General features: G+C 56.7%; 12 protein-coding genes. 6 read left to right on the top strand and 6 right to left on the bottom strand.

Annotation, left to right across the window (positions count from 1 at the left end; translation table 11 throughout):
- Nucleotides 1-13 precede the first annotated feature (13 nt).
- Complete coding sequence (locus tag EC9_RS25305) at nucleotides 14-550, top strand: hypothetical protein (protein ID WP_145348767.1); 537 nt, start codon at nucleotides 14-16, stop codon at nucleotides 548-550.
- A gap of 49 nt (nucleotides 551-599) precedes the next feature.
- On the opposite strand, the gene EC9_RS25300 is transcribed toward EC9_RS25305, so the two are convergent.
- Nucleotides 600-1,862: a hypothetical protein gene (locus EC9_RS25300; RefSeq protein WP_145348766.1), complete on the bottom strand. Its 1,263-nt coding sequence runs from the start codon at nucleotides 1,860-1,862 to the stop codon at nucleotides 600-602.
- Between the two features lie 236 nt (nucleotides 1,863-2,098).
- On the opposite strand from EC9_RS25300, the gene EC9_RS25295 reads away from it, so the two are divergent.
- The 3 genes from EC9_RS25295 to EC9_RS25285 are packed head-to-tail and all read left to right on the top strand — an operon-like array spanning nucleotide 2,099 to nucleotide 6,818.
- Nucleotides 2,099-5,209, top strand: coding sequence for a hypothetical protein (locus EC9_RS25295; RefSeq protein ID WP_145348765.1), 3,111 nt, complete (start codon nucleotides 2,099-2,101; stop codon nucleotides 5,207-5,209).
- Entirely contained in the window at nucleotides 5,206-6,366 is a 1,161-nt protein-coding gene (locus EC9_RS25290) for a tetratricopeptide repeat protein (protein ID WP_145348764.1), read from the top strand. The genes EC9_RS25295 and EC9_RS25290 overlap by 4 nt, the downstream gene beginning before the upstream one ends.
- Before the next feature lie 23 nt (nucleotides 6,367-6,389).
- Entirely contained in the window at nucleotides 6,390-6,818 is a 429-nt protein-coding gene (locus tag EC9_RS25285) for a hypothetical protein (RefSeq protein WP_145348763.1), read from the top strand.
- 389 nt (nucleotides 6,819-7,207) lie between these two features.
- Here EC9_RS25285 and EC9_RS25275 read toward each other — a convergent pair whose 3' ends face one another.
- The 5 genes from EC9_RS25275 to EC9_RS25255 form a co-directional block, all read right to left on the bottom strand.
- The gene (locus EC9_RS25275; protein WP_145348761.1) at nucleotides 7,208-8,776 is read right to left on the bottom strand and encodes a hypothetical protein; all 1,569 of its coding nucleotides are present in this window, start codon (nucleotides 8,774-8,776) and stop codon (nucleotides 7,208-7,210) included.
- A 48-nt stretch (nucleotides 8,777-8,824) separates the two neighbouring features.
- Nucleotides 8,825-9,427, bottom strand: a complete 603-nt coding sequence (locus tag EC9_RS25270) for a sigma-70 family RNA polymerase sigma factor (RefSeq protein WP_218934438.1) — start codon at nucleotides 9,425-9,427, stop codon at nucleotides 8,825-8,827.
- Nucleotides 9,428-9,483: 56 nt separating this feature from the next.
- Nucleotides 9,484-9,921 (bottom strand): carboxypeptidase-like regulatory domain-containing protein, encoded by a 438-nt coding sequence (locus EC9_RS25265; RefSeq protein ID WP_145348759.1) that lies wholly within the window; start codon nucleotides 9,919-9,921, stop codon nucleotides 9,484-9,486.
- A 71-nt stretch (nucleotides 9,922-9,992) separates the two neighbouring features.
- Nucleotides 9,993-11,048, bottom strand: coding sequence for an alpha/beta hydrolase family protein (locus tag EC9_RS25260; RefSeq protein WP_145348758.1), 1,056 nt, complete (start codon nucleotides 11,046-11,048; stop codon nucleotides 9,993-9,995).
- A 104-nt stretch (nucleotides 11,049-11,152) separates the two neighbouring features.
- Nucleotides 11,153-12,160 carry a DUF1559 domain-containing protein gene (locus EC9_RS25255; protein WP_145349348.1) on the bottom strand — a complete coding sequence of 336 codons (1,008 nt, stop codon included), beginning with the start codon at nucleotides 12,158-12,160 and terminating at the stop codon, nucleotides 11,153-11,155.
- A 435-nt stretch (nucleotides 12,161-12,595) separates the two neighbouring features.
- On the opposite strand from EC9_RS25255, the gene EC9_RS25250 reads away from it, so the two are divergent.
- Nucleotides 12,596-15,016 (top strand): PSD1 and planctomycete cytochrome C domain-containing protein, encoded by a 2,421-nt coding sequence (locus EC9_RS25250; protein ID WP_145348757.1) that lies wholly within the window; start codon nucleotides 12,596-12,598, stop codon nucleotides 15,014-15,016.
- 17 nt (nucleotides 15,017-15,033) lie between these two features.
- On the top strand, nucleotides 15,034-16,533 hold the full coding sequence (locus tag EC9_RS25245; protein WP_246105871.1) for a DUF1501 domain-containing protein: 1,500 nt from the start codon (nucleotides 15,034-15,036) through the stop codon (nucleotides 16,531-16,533).
- The last annotated feature ends 12 nt before the right edge of the window (nucleotides 16,534-16,545 follow it).

The raw sequence follows: 16,545 nt of genomic DNA, 5'->3' as shown, positions 1-16,545 counted from the left end.
GAGTTGGGAAAAGATGTCGCACAACAAAGTTATCGGTTCGACGCAGTGGATGCTCGTGACGTTGGTCGCCGTCGGCATGTTATCGTCGCTCGTCATTTTGAGAGCCTATGGGCAGGAACCGACATCGCCCGACGTGGATCAAAAGATCCAGGATTCGATCCGCAGCGCGCTGCAAGGCGAATCGTCGACCGCGCCGGCGGAAGAGCCGCTGTTGGGCGACGTGCTGGATTTGATTCGCCGCCAGGGAAGCATCCTCGACGGTTCGACGCTGGACACCGATGACGATTTCAAACCGGAGCAGGCGGAATCGACGGCGGTCTCCGACGCGCATTATCGCGTCGCCGAGATGCTGTTGAAGACCTCGCGGATGCTCGCCGCGCTGCCGGGCCAAAGCGACCTCGAGCGTCAGCAGTTGGTTCGCCAGATGCGACGGCAAGCAGCCAAGTGCCTGCAGGGCGGAGAACCAACACCGCCGGGCGACGTTTTCTTCCAGCCGGCGGGCGATCCTGTCGCACCGCTGCAATTTGGCGACGATACAAATGAAGAGTGAATAGAATCGCGAAGCGGCAATCGACGACTGCCAGCGATAGAATCGGCGATCAGTCTTCGCCAGTCTCTTTCCGCAACAGCACGCGTAATCCGTCCAAGACGCGGGAGAAGCGATTGCGTGCCCGTTCGACCAGTTGATTTTGCGCTGCGTCGCGAGCTCGTTTCGCCGCCAAATCCTTGGGCGACATTTTCACGCGGCCCGATTGAATCGCAGCATCCTCTTGACGCAGCTGTGCCGTCCGCGAAGCGGCTGCGGCAGTGAACTTGCCGTAGATCCCTTCCATCGTCTGCAGTGCGTCTTGAAAATTCCCGAGCCGGAAATCGCGATCGCGGACATGGGCGATCAAGTCGGCTCCCGGGCAGATCCCCGACCGATTTGCGGCGTCGGCGAGTTGCGAGAACGCTCCCTTGTCGAGGATCTTCGCCGTCTCCGCCGATTCCTGTAACGCATTGCCACCGATCACGACGTCGTCATCGTCTTCGATTGGCGGCGCGGCGGCGGTCGATTGTGGTGCAGGGGTTGGTGTCGACGCGGATGTCGACGTCTGGGGACGCTCGCTGCTGCCGCTGTTCTGCGGAAGCGGTTTCAGGCGGACGACACGGTCGCGTTGGCCCAGTTTTAGAAAAGTGGGCAGATCGATCGTTCGCAACCGCTCGCCGGTGATCGCCGACTTCAACCGCACGCGCTCCGGATTATCCGACTTGCGGACGAGCGCGAGATAGGTCTGCTCGCCGCCGTCGATAAAATAGAGTTCGCCGGCTCGCACGTCTTTGGCATCGCCGACTGGGCGAACCTTGAAGCAGCGATCGATCAATTCGCGTTGACCGGTCGCCGCCGGCGCCGCGATAAACTCGCGAATAAACTGCTCCAACGACGGCGATTGCTCTTCGCCGCTGTGCGTCAACTCCTCGCTCGCCTGGATATCGATCGTATCCTCGCGCGACTGATCGACCGCGCCGGCCTGCTGCGGCTGTTGGCGCGCCTTCCGCGCCTCGGCGCGTTGAATCAACGTTGGCAGCGCCGCCTGCATCTCATCCAACTTCTCCATCACCTCGCGGTAACGGGTTTGCTTTTTCTGCAGCCGCCGCTCCTTCGCTTCCTGCTCGCTCGATTTCCGTCCCGAGGACTCTTCGATCTTCGTCCGCATCACGCGAACTTTGCTGGTCTCGTAGCGTTGTTGGATACCTTGCAACTTTTCAAGCGTTTGTCGGTAATCCTTTAGCGCGAACAGGCCCTGAGCATCCATCACGGAGGTCGCGTCGGAATTACCTCGCATCAAACCATACAAGTCCTTGAAGTCTTGCTCGTCCACCAATTCAATCCTATTACAATTTGGGAAGGGAGCGGCCTTGGGGCGCAAGTATACTGGGTCGGCGTCGCGATGTTTCCGCGTCGTCGATCATGTTCCGCTTAATTATGACGGAAGTTCAAGGGGAAGTCGAAGCTTGAGACGTTGTAATATGCTTGCTTCGACATCCTGTTTTCGCTTAACTTGCACTGGTTCCCGGCTTTACGCAATCCAACTGGCAGCACGGCTAATCTAAGAAAATGCAACGATTTTGTTTACAGATCATCGCCTGTTGGCTGATTGGCATGGTGATCCCCGCGTCGGCGGCCGAGCCTGCCCGCGCCTTCCTCGATGGGCTCCGGGCACGCGGCTATCACGATATCGCCTTGGACTATTTGCAGTCGCTGCAGGCCAATCCGGCCGCTCCAGCGGACCTGAAAGAGGCGATCGAATTCGAACGCGGTGTGACGCTGATCGAGGCCTCCCGGTCTCAGAACGATCCCAAACTGAGAACTAAATATCTCAGCGATGCCGAAACGGCGCTGAAGGCGTTTGCGAAAGCGAAACCGGACAGCCCGCAGGTCAATGCCGCTCGCAGCCAGTTGGCCGGATTGATCGCCGAACGGGCGCGGATGAGTGTCCAGCAAGCCAATGACGGCGGCGGGCCTAAACTGCTTCAACAGGCGACCAAACAATACAACGAAGCGGCCGCGGTGCTGGCGGAACTGAACAAGTCGGTCAACGCGGAACTGGACAAAATCCCCAAGGTCCTCGATTCCAAGGATCGCAAACAGGCGGCATTGATCCAACAGCGAACCCAGTTGCGAGCCGATAACTTGCAAACCCAATTGCTCGCCGCGGCGATTCGCGAGGAATCGGCCGAAACCGTGCCGGCTGGTTCGCCCGAGCAGAAGAAGTATCTGATCGAAGCGGCCACGCTGTACGACGAGATCTATAAAGAATATCGCACGCGTTTGGCCGGCTTGTATGCGCGGATGTATCAAGGCCGCTGCAACCAGCGATTGGGACGGCTTCGCGATGCTCTGGGCTACTACGGCGAACTGTTGGACCAGCCCGACGAACCCGATGCGTTTCGCGTTCTCAAGACCAAGACACTCCGATTGGCGATGGAGTGTTGGCTCGATAACTCGCAACAAAAATACCTTGAAGCGATCAAGCAGGGAGATCGTTGGATCGGACTGGCAAGACCGCACGAAGATCGCGAACCCGATTGGTTGGCGATCCGGTTGAGTCTCGCCAAGGCTTACAAAATGCAGGCCGACGACGCGGAGGAAAGCGACAAGCGATTGGTCAGTCGGTCGATCGCTGAGGCCCGCACGCATGCGGAGGCGGTCGCCAAGGTGCGCTCCGAATTCCAAGACGAAGCCCGCCGTCTGGCCGCTCGCTTGGGCGGACCCGAGGACGCGCAAGTCGAATTTGTCCCGGAGAACTTCGAGGACGCCAAGGTTGCTGGTCAGGAGGCGTTGCAAGCGATCGCCAGCAGCGATGCGGCGGTCCAGCAAGTCGCTAGCGAATTGGCGGCGGCCAAAGACGAAGCCACCAAGAAGTCGCTGCAAGAGAAGTTGAAGACTAGCCAAGCCGCCGCGCAATCAGCACGCGATAAAGCGATGCGTTTCTTCCGGCTTGCCCTCGCTTTGGCCGATCGCGATACGCCGCAATCGGAAGTCAACTTTGTCCGCTACTTCATGTGCTATCTGTATTACCTGGAACAAAAGCCATTCGAAGCGGCGTTGATGGGAGAATTTGTCGCCCGCCGGCATCCAACTTCCGCCGGCGCAGTCCCCTCGGCCAAGATCGCGCTGGCCAGTTATGTCACCCTGTACGATCAAGCCGATGCGGCTGATGCCGACTTCGAAGCCGATCGGATCACAACGCTGGCGATGTACATCGCCGACACCTGGCCCAAGCGTCCTGAAGCGGCCGAAGCGTTGACGACGGTGATCCCGTTTGTGATCAACGATGGCGACTTGACGCTCGCCAAACAGCTGACGCAGCGGATACCGGCCGGATCGGCGGGGCGCTTGCAGGCCGAACTGCAAACCGGCCAAGCGATGTGGGGCCGATACATTACCCACTCACAACAAGTGCGAACGTGGGAACAGGAAGGAGCTCCCGAGGGAACCGATCTGGCCAAGGAGCGAGCGGAGTTGGAGACGCTGCAGAAGGGGACGATCGAACTGTTGTCGGCGGCGTTTGCCAGTCTGGCGGCCAAAGGACCTGCCGATACGACAACGGTTACTGCGATGCTTTCGCTGGCGCAAGCCTACGTCGAAACGCTGCAAGGCCCCGAAGCTGTCGAAGTTCTTGAGAATGCGCAAGTTGGCCCGCTGACGCTGGTCGATAAAAAGGATCCATCGGTCAGCAATCCGGTGATGGTCGAAGAGACCTACCGGACCGCGCTTCGTGCCTATATCGGTTCGTTGGGCGACAACGGCGACGCGATGATGGAGAAAGCCAAAGGCGTGATGACGTCGATGCAACAGGCGGTTGCCGACGACGAAGCGGGCACGCAGCGGATGTTGAGTGTCTACATTAGCTTGGCTCAAGACATCGAACGCCAGATGAAAGCCGCTCAGTCGGATGACGACAAGCGAGCGTTGTCGGTTGTTTTCGAAGCGTTTCTGGAACAGCTGAGCAGCGGATCGAGCGACCTGAACGTTTTGAACTGGGTCGCCGAAACCTTCTCCAGTTTGGGAGCTGGATTCACGACCGACGGCGAGATCGGTCCCGATGCGAAGAAGTATTACGATCAATCGATTGCCGCGTTCGAGAACATGTTGCAGCGTCCCGATCTGCCCGAGGGGACCGCGACGCAGATCAAATTGCGGATGGCTCAGGTGCAAGCCACGACGGGCAACTTCGGTGCAGCGCTGGCGATCTTCGAAGAGGTGTTGGCAAAAAATGCGATGATGTTGAACGTGCAGGTCGAAGCGGCAAAGTTGCTGCAAGACTGGGGCCAGCAGGATGCTGACAAATATTTCGACGCGATGAATGGGCCCGGCAGCGATGCCGTATCGGTTTGGGGATGGGCCAAGATCGCCAAGACGACGATCACCTACCCACAATTTCGCAACACATTTTACGAAGCACGTTACGAATACGCCCGCAGCGCGTTGGCGTTGGCGTTGGCTGCGTCGCGACAGGGGGCCGAAAAGGACACGCTGTTGTCCAAGGCGGAGCGCAGCCTATCCCAGACGCAGAAATTGTATCCCACTTTGGGTGGCGATCAGTGGCCAGCCAAATACGACGAAACATTAAAGGAAGTGCAGACCGCGATGGGCAAGCCAGCCGTCGGACTTCCAAAGATCGAACAACCAGCAAACGAAGCGGACAGCGGAGAAAGTAAATGAGTTTTCACAACCTCGATTTGAATGGGACTAGCTTGATGGCTCGGATGCACGGTTCTCCGTTGCGGACCGCTGAAGATATGTGTTCGCCACAGCAACGCCGTTCCGTTTGTCGGTCGATCGGTCTTCCTGCTTCGATCAAGTGTATGGCGTTTGTGATGTTATTGGGGCTGCCTGGTGTCGCAACCGCGCAATTCGACCAAGTCTATCCGCTGCGTGGCACGCCGATGAATGGCGAGTTTGTTGGTTCGACGCCAACGGCGGTCACGATCAAGGTCCAGGGGACCGATCGCGAGATCGCCGTCAACGAAATCCGTCGGCTTGGATTCAAGGAGGATCCGGCGGAATTGAAGCAAGCTCGGGCGCGGGTTTTGGCGGGCGATTATCAATCGGCGATGGACGAATTGAAGAAGATCAATCCAGCCAGTGTCACGCGACCAATCATTTTGCAAGATCTGCAATTCTACTTGGCGTTGTGCGAGGGGCGGTTGGCTCTTTCCAGCGGTGGCGACAAAGGGCGGGCTGCTTCGTCGATGCTCGCCTTTGTCCGCAAGGCCTCCAAGAGCCATCACTTCTTCACGGCTGCCGAAACGCTCGGCGATCTCGCGGTGGCATTGGGCAAATACCCTGAAGCGATCAAATATTACGGCGCGATCTCCGCTCAAGCCCCTTGGCCCGACTACAAGATGCACGCGGTGATGCTGGAAGCCCGCGCCTTGATGGCGCAGAAAGATTTTGCTGGGGCGGAGAAGAAGTTTGCTTCGTTGGCGGGAGTTTCCGCAGCGACAGCTGAAATCAAACGACAGCAGTTGTTGGCTCAAGTCGGCGTGGCTCGCTGCCAAGCGGAGACGGGATCGCCCGACGCATCGATCGCCAAGATCGAAAAGTTGATTGCCGAAAGCGACGAATCGGACGCGGAACTATTTGGCCGCGCCTACAACGCGCTAGGGGCCTGCTACTTGAAAGCCAACAAGCCCAAGGAAGCTCTGATGGCCTACCTGCACGTCGACGTGCTGTTTTATGATCAACCCGAGATCCACGCCGAAGCGCTGTATCAATTGAGCAAGCTTTGGGAGCAAGTGAAGAAGACCGACCGCGCCGTCGCGGCTCGCAACCTGTTGAACGACCGCTACGCCGGCAGTCGGTGGGCTAGCATGTAACGCGGTTCCAGCTTCGCACGCTGTTGCTGGCGGTTGTCAGCGTCGCTGCGATCTGCCTCGGCCTGCGGAATGTCTATCAGACGATTCGTCGCGTCACCAGTTTTAATGCGTCCCAGTTTGTCGCGTCGATGTGCATCGAGCACATGAAAGCCAATGGCGACACATGGCCAAGCAACTGGGAAGCACTCCGCGACGACTACGCCATCTGCCTTGGGCGATCCGGCCGCGACTTGGACTTCGACGACTTGCAGCACTTCGTCGAGATCGACTTCGCCGCCGATCCACATCATCCCCCATCGACTTCGCCCGCCTCACTGCAACCCGAGTTTCGCTTCCTGCGATCGCGCTACGGCCAGCCATCGCATGGTCCGAATCAATCTCCCGACGCGAGCATCCAAACCTATCTTCAATCCGTGTCTATGCATAGAGGAGAGGGAGAGGAAGCAGGATGATTGGTGCGGGATGATTGGTGCGGGGTGACTTGGTGCGGGGTGACTTGGTGCGGGGTGATTTGGTGCGGGGTGATTTGGTGCGGGGTGATTTGGTGCGGGGTGATTTGGGCGGAAGAATCTCCACGCGTATCGAATCTTTGGGCTACCCACGGCATCACTCCACGAGCAACCGCCATCACCCCAAACGCCCCGACGGGGCCGGCGTCGTTAGCTCGGGGCGTCAGCCCCGAGAACAGATGGCGCCACGAAAACCATCCTCATCCCCAAACGCCCCGGCGGGGCCGACGTCGTTAGCTCGGGGCGTCAGCCCCGAGAACAGATGACGCCACGAAGACCGCCCTCAACCCCAAACGCCCCGGCGGGGCCGACGTCGTCAGCCCCGAGAACGCTTACGGTCGCAAGCCGACGATGAGGACTGGATCGATACCGCCTGAAGTGTTTAGAAATTCGAGCCTCTGCAGCGACTCACCTTCCTCATAGCCGAGGTCGCTTAAATCGATCGCGACCGCGAGGGCACGTGCATCGATGTTGATCTGACGACCATGAATGAACGCGTTTTGCTTCAGGTCGTCGATCGAACGGGTGGCTTCCTGCGCGCGATACGTGCAATGAGGAAAGAGGTCGAGCGCATACGGGGAGTTCAGTCCAATATCGAACTGCTCGACAGTCAATGTAGGGCGGTTCTGACGCTCGTCACCTGATCGCAAGACCAGCTTGTCGCCATCGGGATCGTAGACCAGGAGTTGGAGATCGAAGATCACAATGTCGGGGCCTGGTGCATTGACGATTGCCTCTTCGAACTCAACCCGCATGGAAACCTTTCGACCGGGACGGGCGATTGGATTGATGATCCCCGTGACCAGACTAAAGTCGCCGTGCAGGAGCTTTAAGCGATCCTCTCCTGTCGGCAGATGGTCTCCCATCTTCGTGCAAAACGTAGCCGCATTTTTCCCCGATTCAAAATGCACAACGCGAGCCCGAATGAGATCGTCGCGGTCGATCGTGCTGGTGACGCCATTTCGTTGAACCGTAAGGGTGAGTAATTCGTCGGCGTATGAGTCAATGAACGTTGCTTCGTAGCGAATGATGCGATCCGGTAAGCGATCTAAATTGGTCCGAGAGGGAAGAGAACCCTTCGATCGATGCGGGGACATGCCGGGTTCCGGTGCCATATCGCCGCTACGTAAGTGCATGGTCGGACGTGTGCGTTGTTTCAAGGAAGACAGCGTCGCTTCCCCGTCGATCGCCACGAGTTGAGCTTCGCCCGTCTCCGCAATACCGGTTGCGCAGCGCGTTCCCTGGTCGACACCCTCGGCCGCAGGTCCCAGCAGCTCGACACCCTCGGCCCCAGGGGGCGCATCGACCGAACACTTTCCCGATCGTACACGCAGCGACTGGCGACCTTCTGCGGTGAAGACACACGGCGCCTGAAAGACGGCACGGGCCCCCGATGCAAACTCGATTCCAAGGACCCCCTCGGTGAGAACATAGTTCTTGCCAATCGTTACTTTCTGGCCGCCGGTTGTGGGATCGCCACCTTGGCTAACGAGTATTGCGTTGGCCACCGCAACCGTCTTTGGCGAGTGATCCTCGTCGCCACCTTGGGGAACTACGGCGACGGGATTTGATTGGGGCGTTGTCAACAAAACCGTGAGGAGTGAGACCAAGACCAGAATACTGGCAGCCAAACCAGCCAGAAAGATCCTGCTGCGCCACAGGTTGTGCTTGTCCGGGACCAAGGTTTCCCCTTGCGATTTCACGAGTTCCGGGATGTCTTCATCCGAGCGGCTCAGTTGATCTAAATCGAGATGCATGCTCATGGCCTGCAGATAGGCGACACGCAGCGGCTCGGACTCGACAAGGGCACACTCTAGATCTTCTTTTTGCTGAAGAGTTAGCGTGCCGGCGATGATCGCCTCGAATAACGATGAAATACGTTGAAATTCTGAATCGCTCATAACGCCCTCTCTTTGGACAATCCGCGTCGGGCTCTGTAAAAACTTGTACTATTCCGCCTTCGAACGCCTGGCGACACAATGGGACAATCGACGCCGGAGTAAATACATTCGGTTGTAAAACGTGCGAACCGAGCAGCCCAGTGATTGCGCAATGGAATCGAACGAGCGTCCTTCCCAGTAGATTTGCCAGACAAAGGATTGCTCCCGCTCGGGAAGTGCCTGCACACAATTTCGCAATGCCGACAATCGCTGATGAGATGGGGCTTGGTCTAAATTCTCGAGCGTGCTGGCCAATAGTTCTGGCAGGTCGTTTCGCCAAAGCATTCGATCTGCGACACGCGCCCGACGAAAGTTATACGCTTCGAATCGTGCGATCCCACATGCCCACGACAGGAAGCTACGTGAACGGTCGTAATCGGAAAATTTCTGCCACATTACCAGGCTTATCCGCTGACAAAGGTCTTCCGCATCAGCGACATTGCTCACGAGCGCGACCAGGTAGAGCATCAGTTTATCCCGTGAAGCTTGTAGCATCTGTTCGAACTCCAGACGCAGCTCCATCTCTCGGGCTTCGGCATCCTCGTTCAATTCTTCTACTTTTCGATTCATTCCGTCCGCATTACTTTGCGCTGACAAATCAAGATCGGACATGACAACTCTCCGATAACGCATCGAATTCGCTACTGGCACGGGCCTACCTTGGCGTTCTAATTGTCAGTTAGCGTGAACTCGTAAAAGTTGGTACCTGAATTCACCGTGTAGGCCTCGTTGCTGGTCGATGGATTCCAGTATTTTTGTGGGACCTCATTCCAAAGCGGCGGTACGGTCTCAGCGGTGATCTCCAATACGTTGTCATCAATCTCGCCCGGCGGTCGGATATTGACAACATAGTCACCGACGAGAACGTCGGGGCCTTCTCGCATGATCATTGTGAAGTTGCCGTCGGAATCTGTCACGCCGACCGCAGGAATTCCGGTCCCCTTGTGAAGCATGACGACCGAGGAACCTTCAGGAATGGTCCCGTCGCGGTAGCTAACGTGTCCCTTTAAAGTGCCCGTTTCTCCGGGAAGATTGTGTGCACGACTGCATCCCAGGCTCAAGCCACCGGCAATCAAACAAAGCAAGACGATACGGCCTGAAAACATGATAGTGGATCACCTGTGGGATTTGCGTTGAAAAAACAGTGTAAGGTTTGGATGTCGTAGTAGAGTGGGAGTTACTCAAGGACGGACGACAGGCGTGTAGATCGCCGCTGGACTTCCAACCAGGCGCAAGCCGCTTCGGCAAGTCCTTCATGGCCTCCCTCGAAGATGGTCAAGCGTGCGTTGTTGGTCTTCCGTCGAAGTTTGATGTCTCGTCGATAAGTTGGGTCCTCTGCCGTGTCCTGGGCCTGGGGTTTGGTGAGTTTGCCCAGGTCCCAAAGCTGCTGCATCTCTGCGTCGCTCACAAGAGGAGCGGCATGGCTTTTGGCAATTGCGTTATAGAGTCGGACCGAGTGTTGGAATGGTACCGAGCCGGACTGGCCATCGTGAACACCTGCGGCGATGTCGAGTGGTAGATCTCCCGCGTTGGTGATCCAATGAATCGGGGAACGCTGGTAGTACTGCTGGTCCACCAGCTTGCTGACACCAGGAGCACTGCCACAGCACTTGGCAACCTTCTTGGCATAGTTCTGGGGGATGCCGTTGGGAGAATGGTGTTCATACCACTTCTTCAAATCGCTGATTCCAACCCACGCAGAAGCCGCGGTAAATCGCTCGGGATGCCGGCCTGCCATCAGCATCGTCATATGACCACCTCCCGAAGCACCTGCAAGGTAGATCCGATTCGTGTCAGCATTCAAATGCTTGATCGCAAATTCGACGCAGTCCAACACATCGGCACGTGCTGCTGCTGAACCGCAGGCCTCAGGGGTGTCATTGGGGCCGCGGAAATTGGGCTCGACAAAGATCCAACCGCGACTCAAAGCGGCACGCAGCCACTCGGGTTTATGCAGATGATAGTCGCTACTCCAGGAATGCAGGAACACGAGAACGGGACGCTCTGCATCCTGGCTTTTTGGAGGAAGTGCGTAGCGAAGCGGTTGCATCGTCCTGTCGAACGTGCTGACGAATTCAGCCTCGATATATCGCGGATCGACGGATGAGTTGGGCAACTCTTGGGGTGATGGATCCACGGCTTCTATTTCACCAGTCGACGCGAGTAGCAAAACGATCAGCCCAAAGAATCTAAATGGTTTCAGTTGAGATCGAAACAAGGTGAAGTGTTGCATTGGAAAGACAATCGGCAAAGTTTACAAGTGAAGGACTCGGAGCCAGCCAACCGCTCGTAAATCATCGCGATGCCTGGCGCCGAGTACTGCGTCTTGGGGAATGACTAGAATTCGCCAAGGACCTGACCATCATCGCGTGTCGCCAGGAGTTTTAGTGTTCGTAGCTCGAGGTTTTCGCTTGCGAAACGCACCGCCCCATCGCTGATCGCAACTAATGACCCGCCAGGGTGAGCCGAGAAGATACCGTTGTTGGTGCCGTCGTTGTTCTTCACGCCGGTTAGGCTCAAGGACGATCCGTTGATCGGATACATGATGGTGGTCGTATTGAAAGTGCGTTCGGTAAATCCGAATGCTGTCTTATTGATGCCGCACATGAATCCCTGGTGGTTGTTGATGGTCGCCGTACGATTGCCATTTGTATCGACGACGAAATCAGCCTGCTCGCCAACAATGAGCGTGTTGGAAAGCCCATCGGTCGCATCACGCATTTTGATGGAGTTGAGTGGGGTTAACATGCCGCTCAGCGAAACAATCCCACTTTGATAACCTACCCACTCGCGATTGGTAGGATTCAGGTTAAAGCCCAACGCATCGTTGGCGGCTCCCGAAATGCCCGTGTATTGCGGACAGGTAATCGTGTAGGAATAACCCGAACTGCGAACGGCTTGCAGCGGGCTCGAGGGGCAAAGCATCACGTCGATTTCGATCCCGTCGATGATCGGTCCATTCACGGCGTGACCGTCGTATGCGCCACCGCCACCGTTGGACAGGCTGCCCGGGTGATTACCATCAACGGTTAATTGGTCGGATAGATTGCCCTGCTCTACAAACGGCAACAGCCCTAGCCACCACGAGACACCAAACCCTGGGTTCGCCAAGTCGCCCTTCGAATGTCGCGAACCGATCGGGAACGATTGGAAGGTGTCGTGGTAGTTATGCAGTCCTAGGCCGATCTGTTTCAGATTGTTACCGCACGACATCCGCCGGGCTGCTTCGCGGGCGGCTTGCACGGCGGGAAGAAGAAGCCCGACCAAGATGCCGATGATGGCGATGACGACCAAGAGCTCGACTAGGGTGAATCCGTGTCGACGGAAAGGATGGAACCGCAACATGATATGAGTCCTTTGGAAGTAGTGGAAATGATAGTGACGACGTGTGATAGACTCTTCGGCTTGTTAAACAAGTAAAGAATAAGACAATCGTCACCCCTAAATCGTCGGGAATGCATAACCTTTCATGGCACAATCCGACAAAAACGCATTGTTTTTTCGGATTGGTTCGCGTTGGCGAGAGCTTCAATTGCAGCTATTGGAGCAGCGTAAGGTCTCTCTAGGACAGAAGTTAGCTACGCAAGCCGGAAGAAGAAGATTACCGGGCGCTGCACCTCTCCTGGAAAGTTTTCCGTTAGGTGAGACGTTTTTGACATGAAGTCGGCCGCGGTCACTACGATTTATAGTTGCAGCCTACCTGATATACGCCAATGAACTTTTGTTGGCTCCCTCCCTCGTGTCCTTGATGCAGGATACCGTTGCCGATGGTACTTAGTAATGGTCGTTGTTTCCCTGATCATCCTGATTCTCTTTGCAAGCTCCGTTGGGGCAGATGAAGCTCCCGACTTTGCTCGCGAGGTTCTCCCGATTCTGTCGAAACAGTGCTTTGCTTGTCACGGTCCAGACGAAGAGACGCGTGAGGGAGGACTGCGACTCGACATGCGCGAGCATGCGGTTGAAGAACTCGATAGCGGCAGCAGGGCGATCGTGCCCGGCGACGCTGACCAAAGCGAACTAATGGCCCGCGTGGTCACATCGGATGAGTTCCTACAGATGCCTCCCCCGGAAACGGGCAAGTCTTTGTCGGATGACGAGAAGGAGATCCTTCGACGCTGGGTCGAGAGTGGTGCAAAATATTCTTTGCACTGGGCGTTTCAGCCAATCCAGAAGCCGACTCCCCCACTGTCAGCAAACGGTGGCTGGGGACGCAACGAAGTGGATGCGTTTGTGCTGGCGAAGCTTCAAGCGGCCGATTTGTCTCCCAGTCCCGAGGCTTCACCAGAAGAGTTGATGCGTCGACTCTATCTCGATTTGATCGGCCTTCCACCGACCTATACAGAGGTTCAAGAGTTTGCCAGCGACCCCAATGACGAAGCCTACGGGCAGATCGTCGACAGGCTGCTTGCATCGAAGCACTTCGGCGAACGTTGGGGACGCCACTGGCTCGACCTGGCCCGGTACGCCGACAGCAACGGATATTTGGGAGACGAGCTTCGACCGGAGGCCTGGCGTTACCGCGACTGGGTGATCGAAGCGATCAACAGCGATCTGCCGTACGATCAGTTCTCGACGGAACAAATTGCTGGTGACTTGTTGGAGGACGCGACGGAATCACAGCGGATCGCCACCGGCTTTCATCGCAACGCCATGGAGAATACCGAAGCGGGTGTTGATAAAGAGGCCGACCGCGTCGCCCAAACGGTAGACCGGCTCAGTACCTTCGGAACGATCTGGATGGGCATGACGGTCGGGTGTGCCGAATGCCATACCCATAAATACGACCCGCTGACGCACCAGGAGTTCTATCAACTCTACGCGTTCTTCAACAATCTCGAGAGTGACAAAGTCGTCCTTGGCTATCGAGACCAAGTCGCCGAAGATTCCCAAGAGGCCAAGCAACGGGAAGAAAAGATCGACGAGATCGTTGCGAAGATTCTGCAGGACCTGGATTCCTTGGATCCTGCTCAGAAAGAGTTGGTCGACCAGCGTTTGGATACGCTGGCCAAGCCAGAGAAACATCGCACTGAGGAGGAGAAGGAGTCGCTCGAACACTGGCTTGCCGATCTGCCGGACGACACACGATCACGACTGGCCGAGTACGAAGATCTGGCCAGCAAACGACCGGCGCCGAAACAAATTGTCGCCCCCGCCGTGCAGCAACGCCGCAAGCCACGCCAAACATTCATTCACTATCGCGGCGACTTCCGACAACCAAGCGATAAGGTCTATCCAGGGACGCCTAGTTTTCTTCCTCCACTGGAATCAAGCGAGAAGGAAGCGGATCGTGTGGACTTGGCGAAGTGGCTATTCCATCCGGAGCATCCGCTGACCGCGCGGACAGCTGCCAATCACATCTGGCAGCATCTATTTCTGGAGGGAATGTTTCGGACCGAAGACAATCTTGGCGTCGCCGGGGATCCGCCGACGCATCCTCAGCTTCTCGATTGGTTAGCAGGCGAGCTACAGGAAAACGGCTGGAGCCGAAAGTCACTGATCAAGACGATTGTTCTTTCGTCGACCTATCGCCAAAGTTCTCAACAGACTCAGCGACTGAAGGAAGTGGATCCCGAGAACCGTTTGCTGGGCCGCCAGTTTCGATATCGCTTGGAAGCGGAAATCATTCGCGATCTGGCTCTCTCGGTGAGCGGCTTGATCTCAAAGAACATCGGCGGCCCCAGTATTCGCCCACCGATGAATAAACGCCTGACTTCGATCAGTCGAAATCAGAGCTGGGATGTGAGTCGTGGGGAACAGAAGTACCGACGGGGTATGTATATCCTGTTCCGCCGGGCTACTCCGTTTCCGATGCTTTCTACCTTTGACGGTCCCGACTCGACGTCCGCCTGTGCAGCTCGCGAGATCTCAAACTCTCCCCTGCAGTCGCTCACCCTGTTGAACGATCCGGTTTTCTTTGAGTGTGCTCAATCGCTTGGGCAGCAAAAGCTTGCCGCCGAAGAAGACGCTTGGATTTCCGAGATGTTTCAGCGCATGCTCTCACGAAATCCGACCAGCGAAGAGTTGGCAGCCTCGCAGGAGTTCTATCGGGAGTTGCTCGATTCCCTGGAAAACAGCAAGCAATCCGATCTGAAAGCGATTGTGAAAGACGAGAAGAGCAGCGCGTCTCTCATTCAGCAAGCCGCTCAGGTTCTATTGGCGCGAAGCCTGATGAATCTCGACGAATTTATCACCCGCCCCTAGCGGAAGAATCGAAAAAGATGACCACCATGAATATGCTTGCCTATCAATCCGCCAGCCAACGCGCACGCCGCGACTTTCTATTTCAATCGCTATGGGGCATGGGGGCTGTAACGCTCTCGAACCTGCTTGCCCCGGAAGAGATCGTATCGAACGCGGCGGCCGATGAACGGGTGGATCCACTCGTTAAGAGGGACTCGCACTTTCCGGCCCGCGCAAAGAACTGTATCTATATCTATCTCGAAGGCGGGCCCAGCCAGATGGATCTTTACGATCCCAAGCCAACTTTGAACAAGCTCGATGGCCAGCCATTGCCGGAATCGATGCTCGAAAACATGCAGTTCGCATTCCTGCAAAAGGAAACGGCACGCATCATGGGGACATCGCGGAAGTTCTCTAAGCACGGCAAGTGCGGTATGGATTTCTCCGACCTTCTTCCCCACCTGGCAAGTTGCGCCGACGACCTGTGCATGGTCCGCTCGGTTCATACCGACCAATTTAATCATGTGCCTGCCCAACTGCTGATGAACTGCGGTTCGGCGATTGCCGGGCGGCCAAGTATGGGTTCTTGGCTTTGTTACGGATTGGGAAGTGAATCGCAGAATCTACCTGCGTATGTTTCACTGGCAACGACAGGACGCGGCATCCCCGGCGGCTCGGCGAGTTGGTCGAGCGGCTTTCTCCCTTCATCGTATTCCGGTGTGTTGTTCGGCAGCGAAGGGCAAACCGTCAATAACATCCAGAATCCCGAGGGAATCACGGATGAAATCCAGCGTTCTTCGGTGAACTTCATCAACACGTTAAATCGTCAAAGGATCGACCACACCGGCGACTCCGAGCTCATCAGCCGTATTAAAGCGTATGAACTCGGCTTCCGACTTCAATCGTCGGCTCCCGAACTAACGGATCTTTCGAACGAGTCCCAAAGTACGCTCGACATGTACGGTTTCGATCGCAAAGAGCCTGAGATTAAGAGCAACCGCGGAGGCAAAGGCCTCTTCCGCGAATTCGCTTACGATTGCTTGATGGCGCGGCGATTGGTGGAACGCGGTGTCCGTGTCGTCAATATCATTCACTCGTCATGGGATCACCACTCGCGACTCGAACCCGAATTGACACACAACAGCCTGATGGCCGATCAACCGATTGCCGCACTGATCAAGGATCTTAAGCAGCGCGGACTACTCGACGACACGTTGGTGATTGTCGGATCGGAGTTTGGCCGAACTCCCTTGGGCGAGAATCGGCCTGGGTACAAGAAGGTGACCGGTCGCGATCATCACCCCGGTGCGTTCACCATTCTGATGGCCGGGGGCGGCGTTAAGCAGGGCTTTACCTACGGAGCTTCCGACGATATCGGATGGCATGTTGCCGAGAACCCCGTCCACGTCCACGACCTGCATGCCACGGTGCTGCATTTGTTTGGTCTCGACCACACGCGTCTGACCTATCGCGTCCAAGGACGCGACTTCCGCCTAACCGATGTCGCCGGTCGGGTTGTCAACGATATCCTCGCGTAGCGCGCATCGCCG

Source organism: Rosistilla ulvae (assembly GCF_007741475.1).
Classification (GTDB): domain Bacteria; phylum Planctomycetota; class Planctomycetia; order Pirellulales; family Pirellulaceae; genus Rosistilla; species Rosistilla ulvae.
The sequence above is the reverse complement of the archived record's forward strand: the minus strand, read 5'-3'. Positions and strand labels throughout refer to the sequence as shown.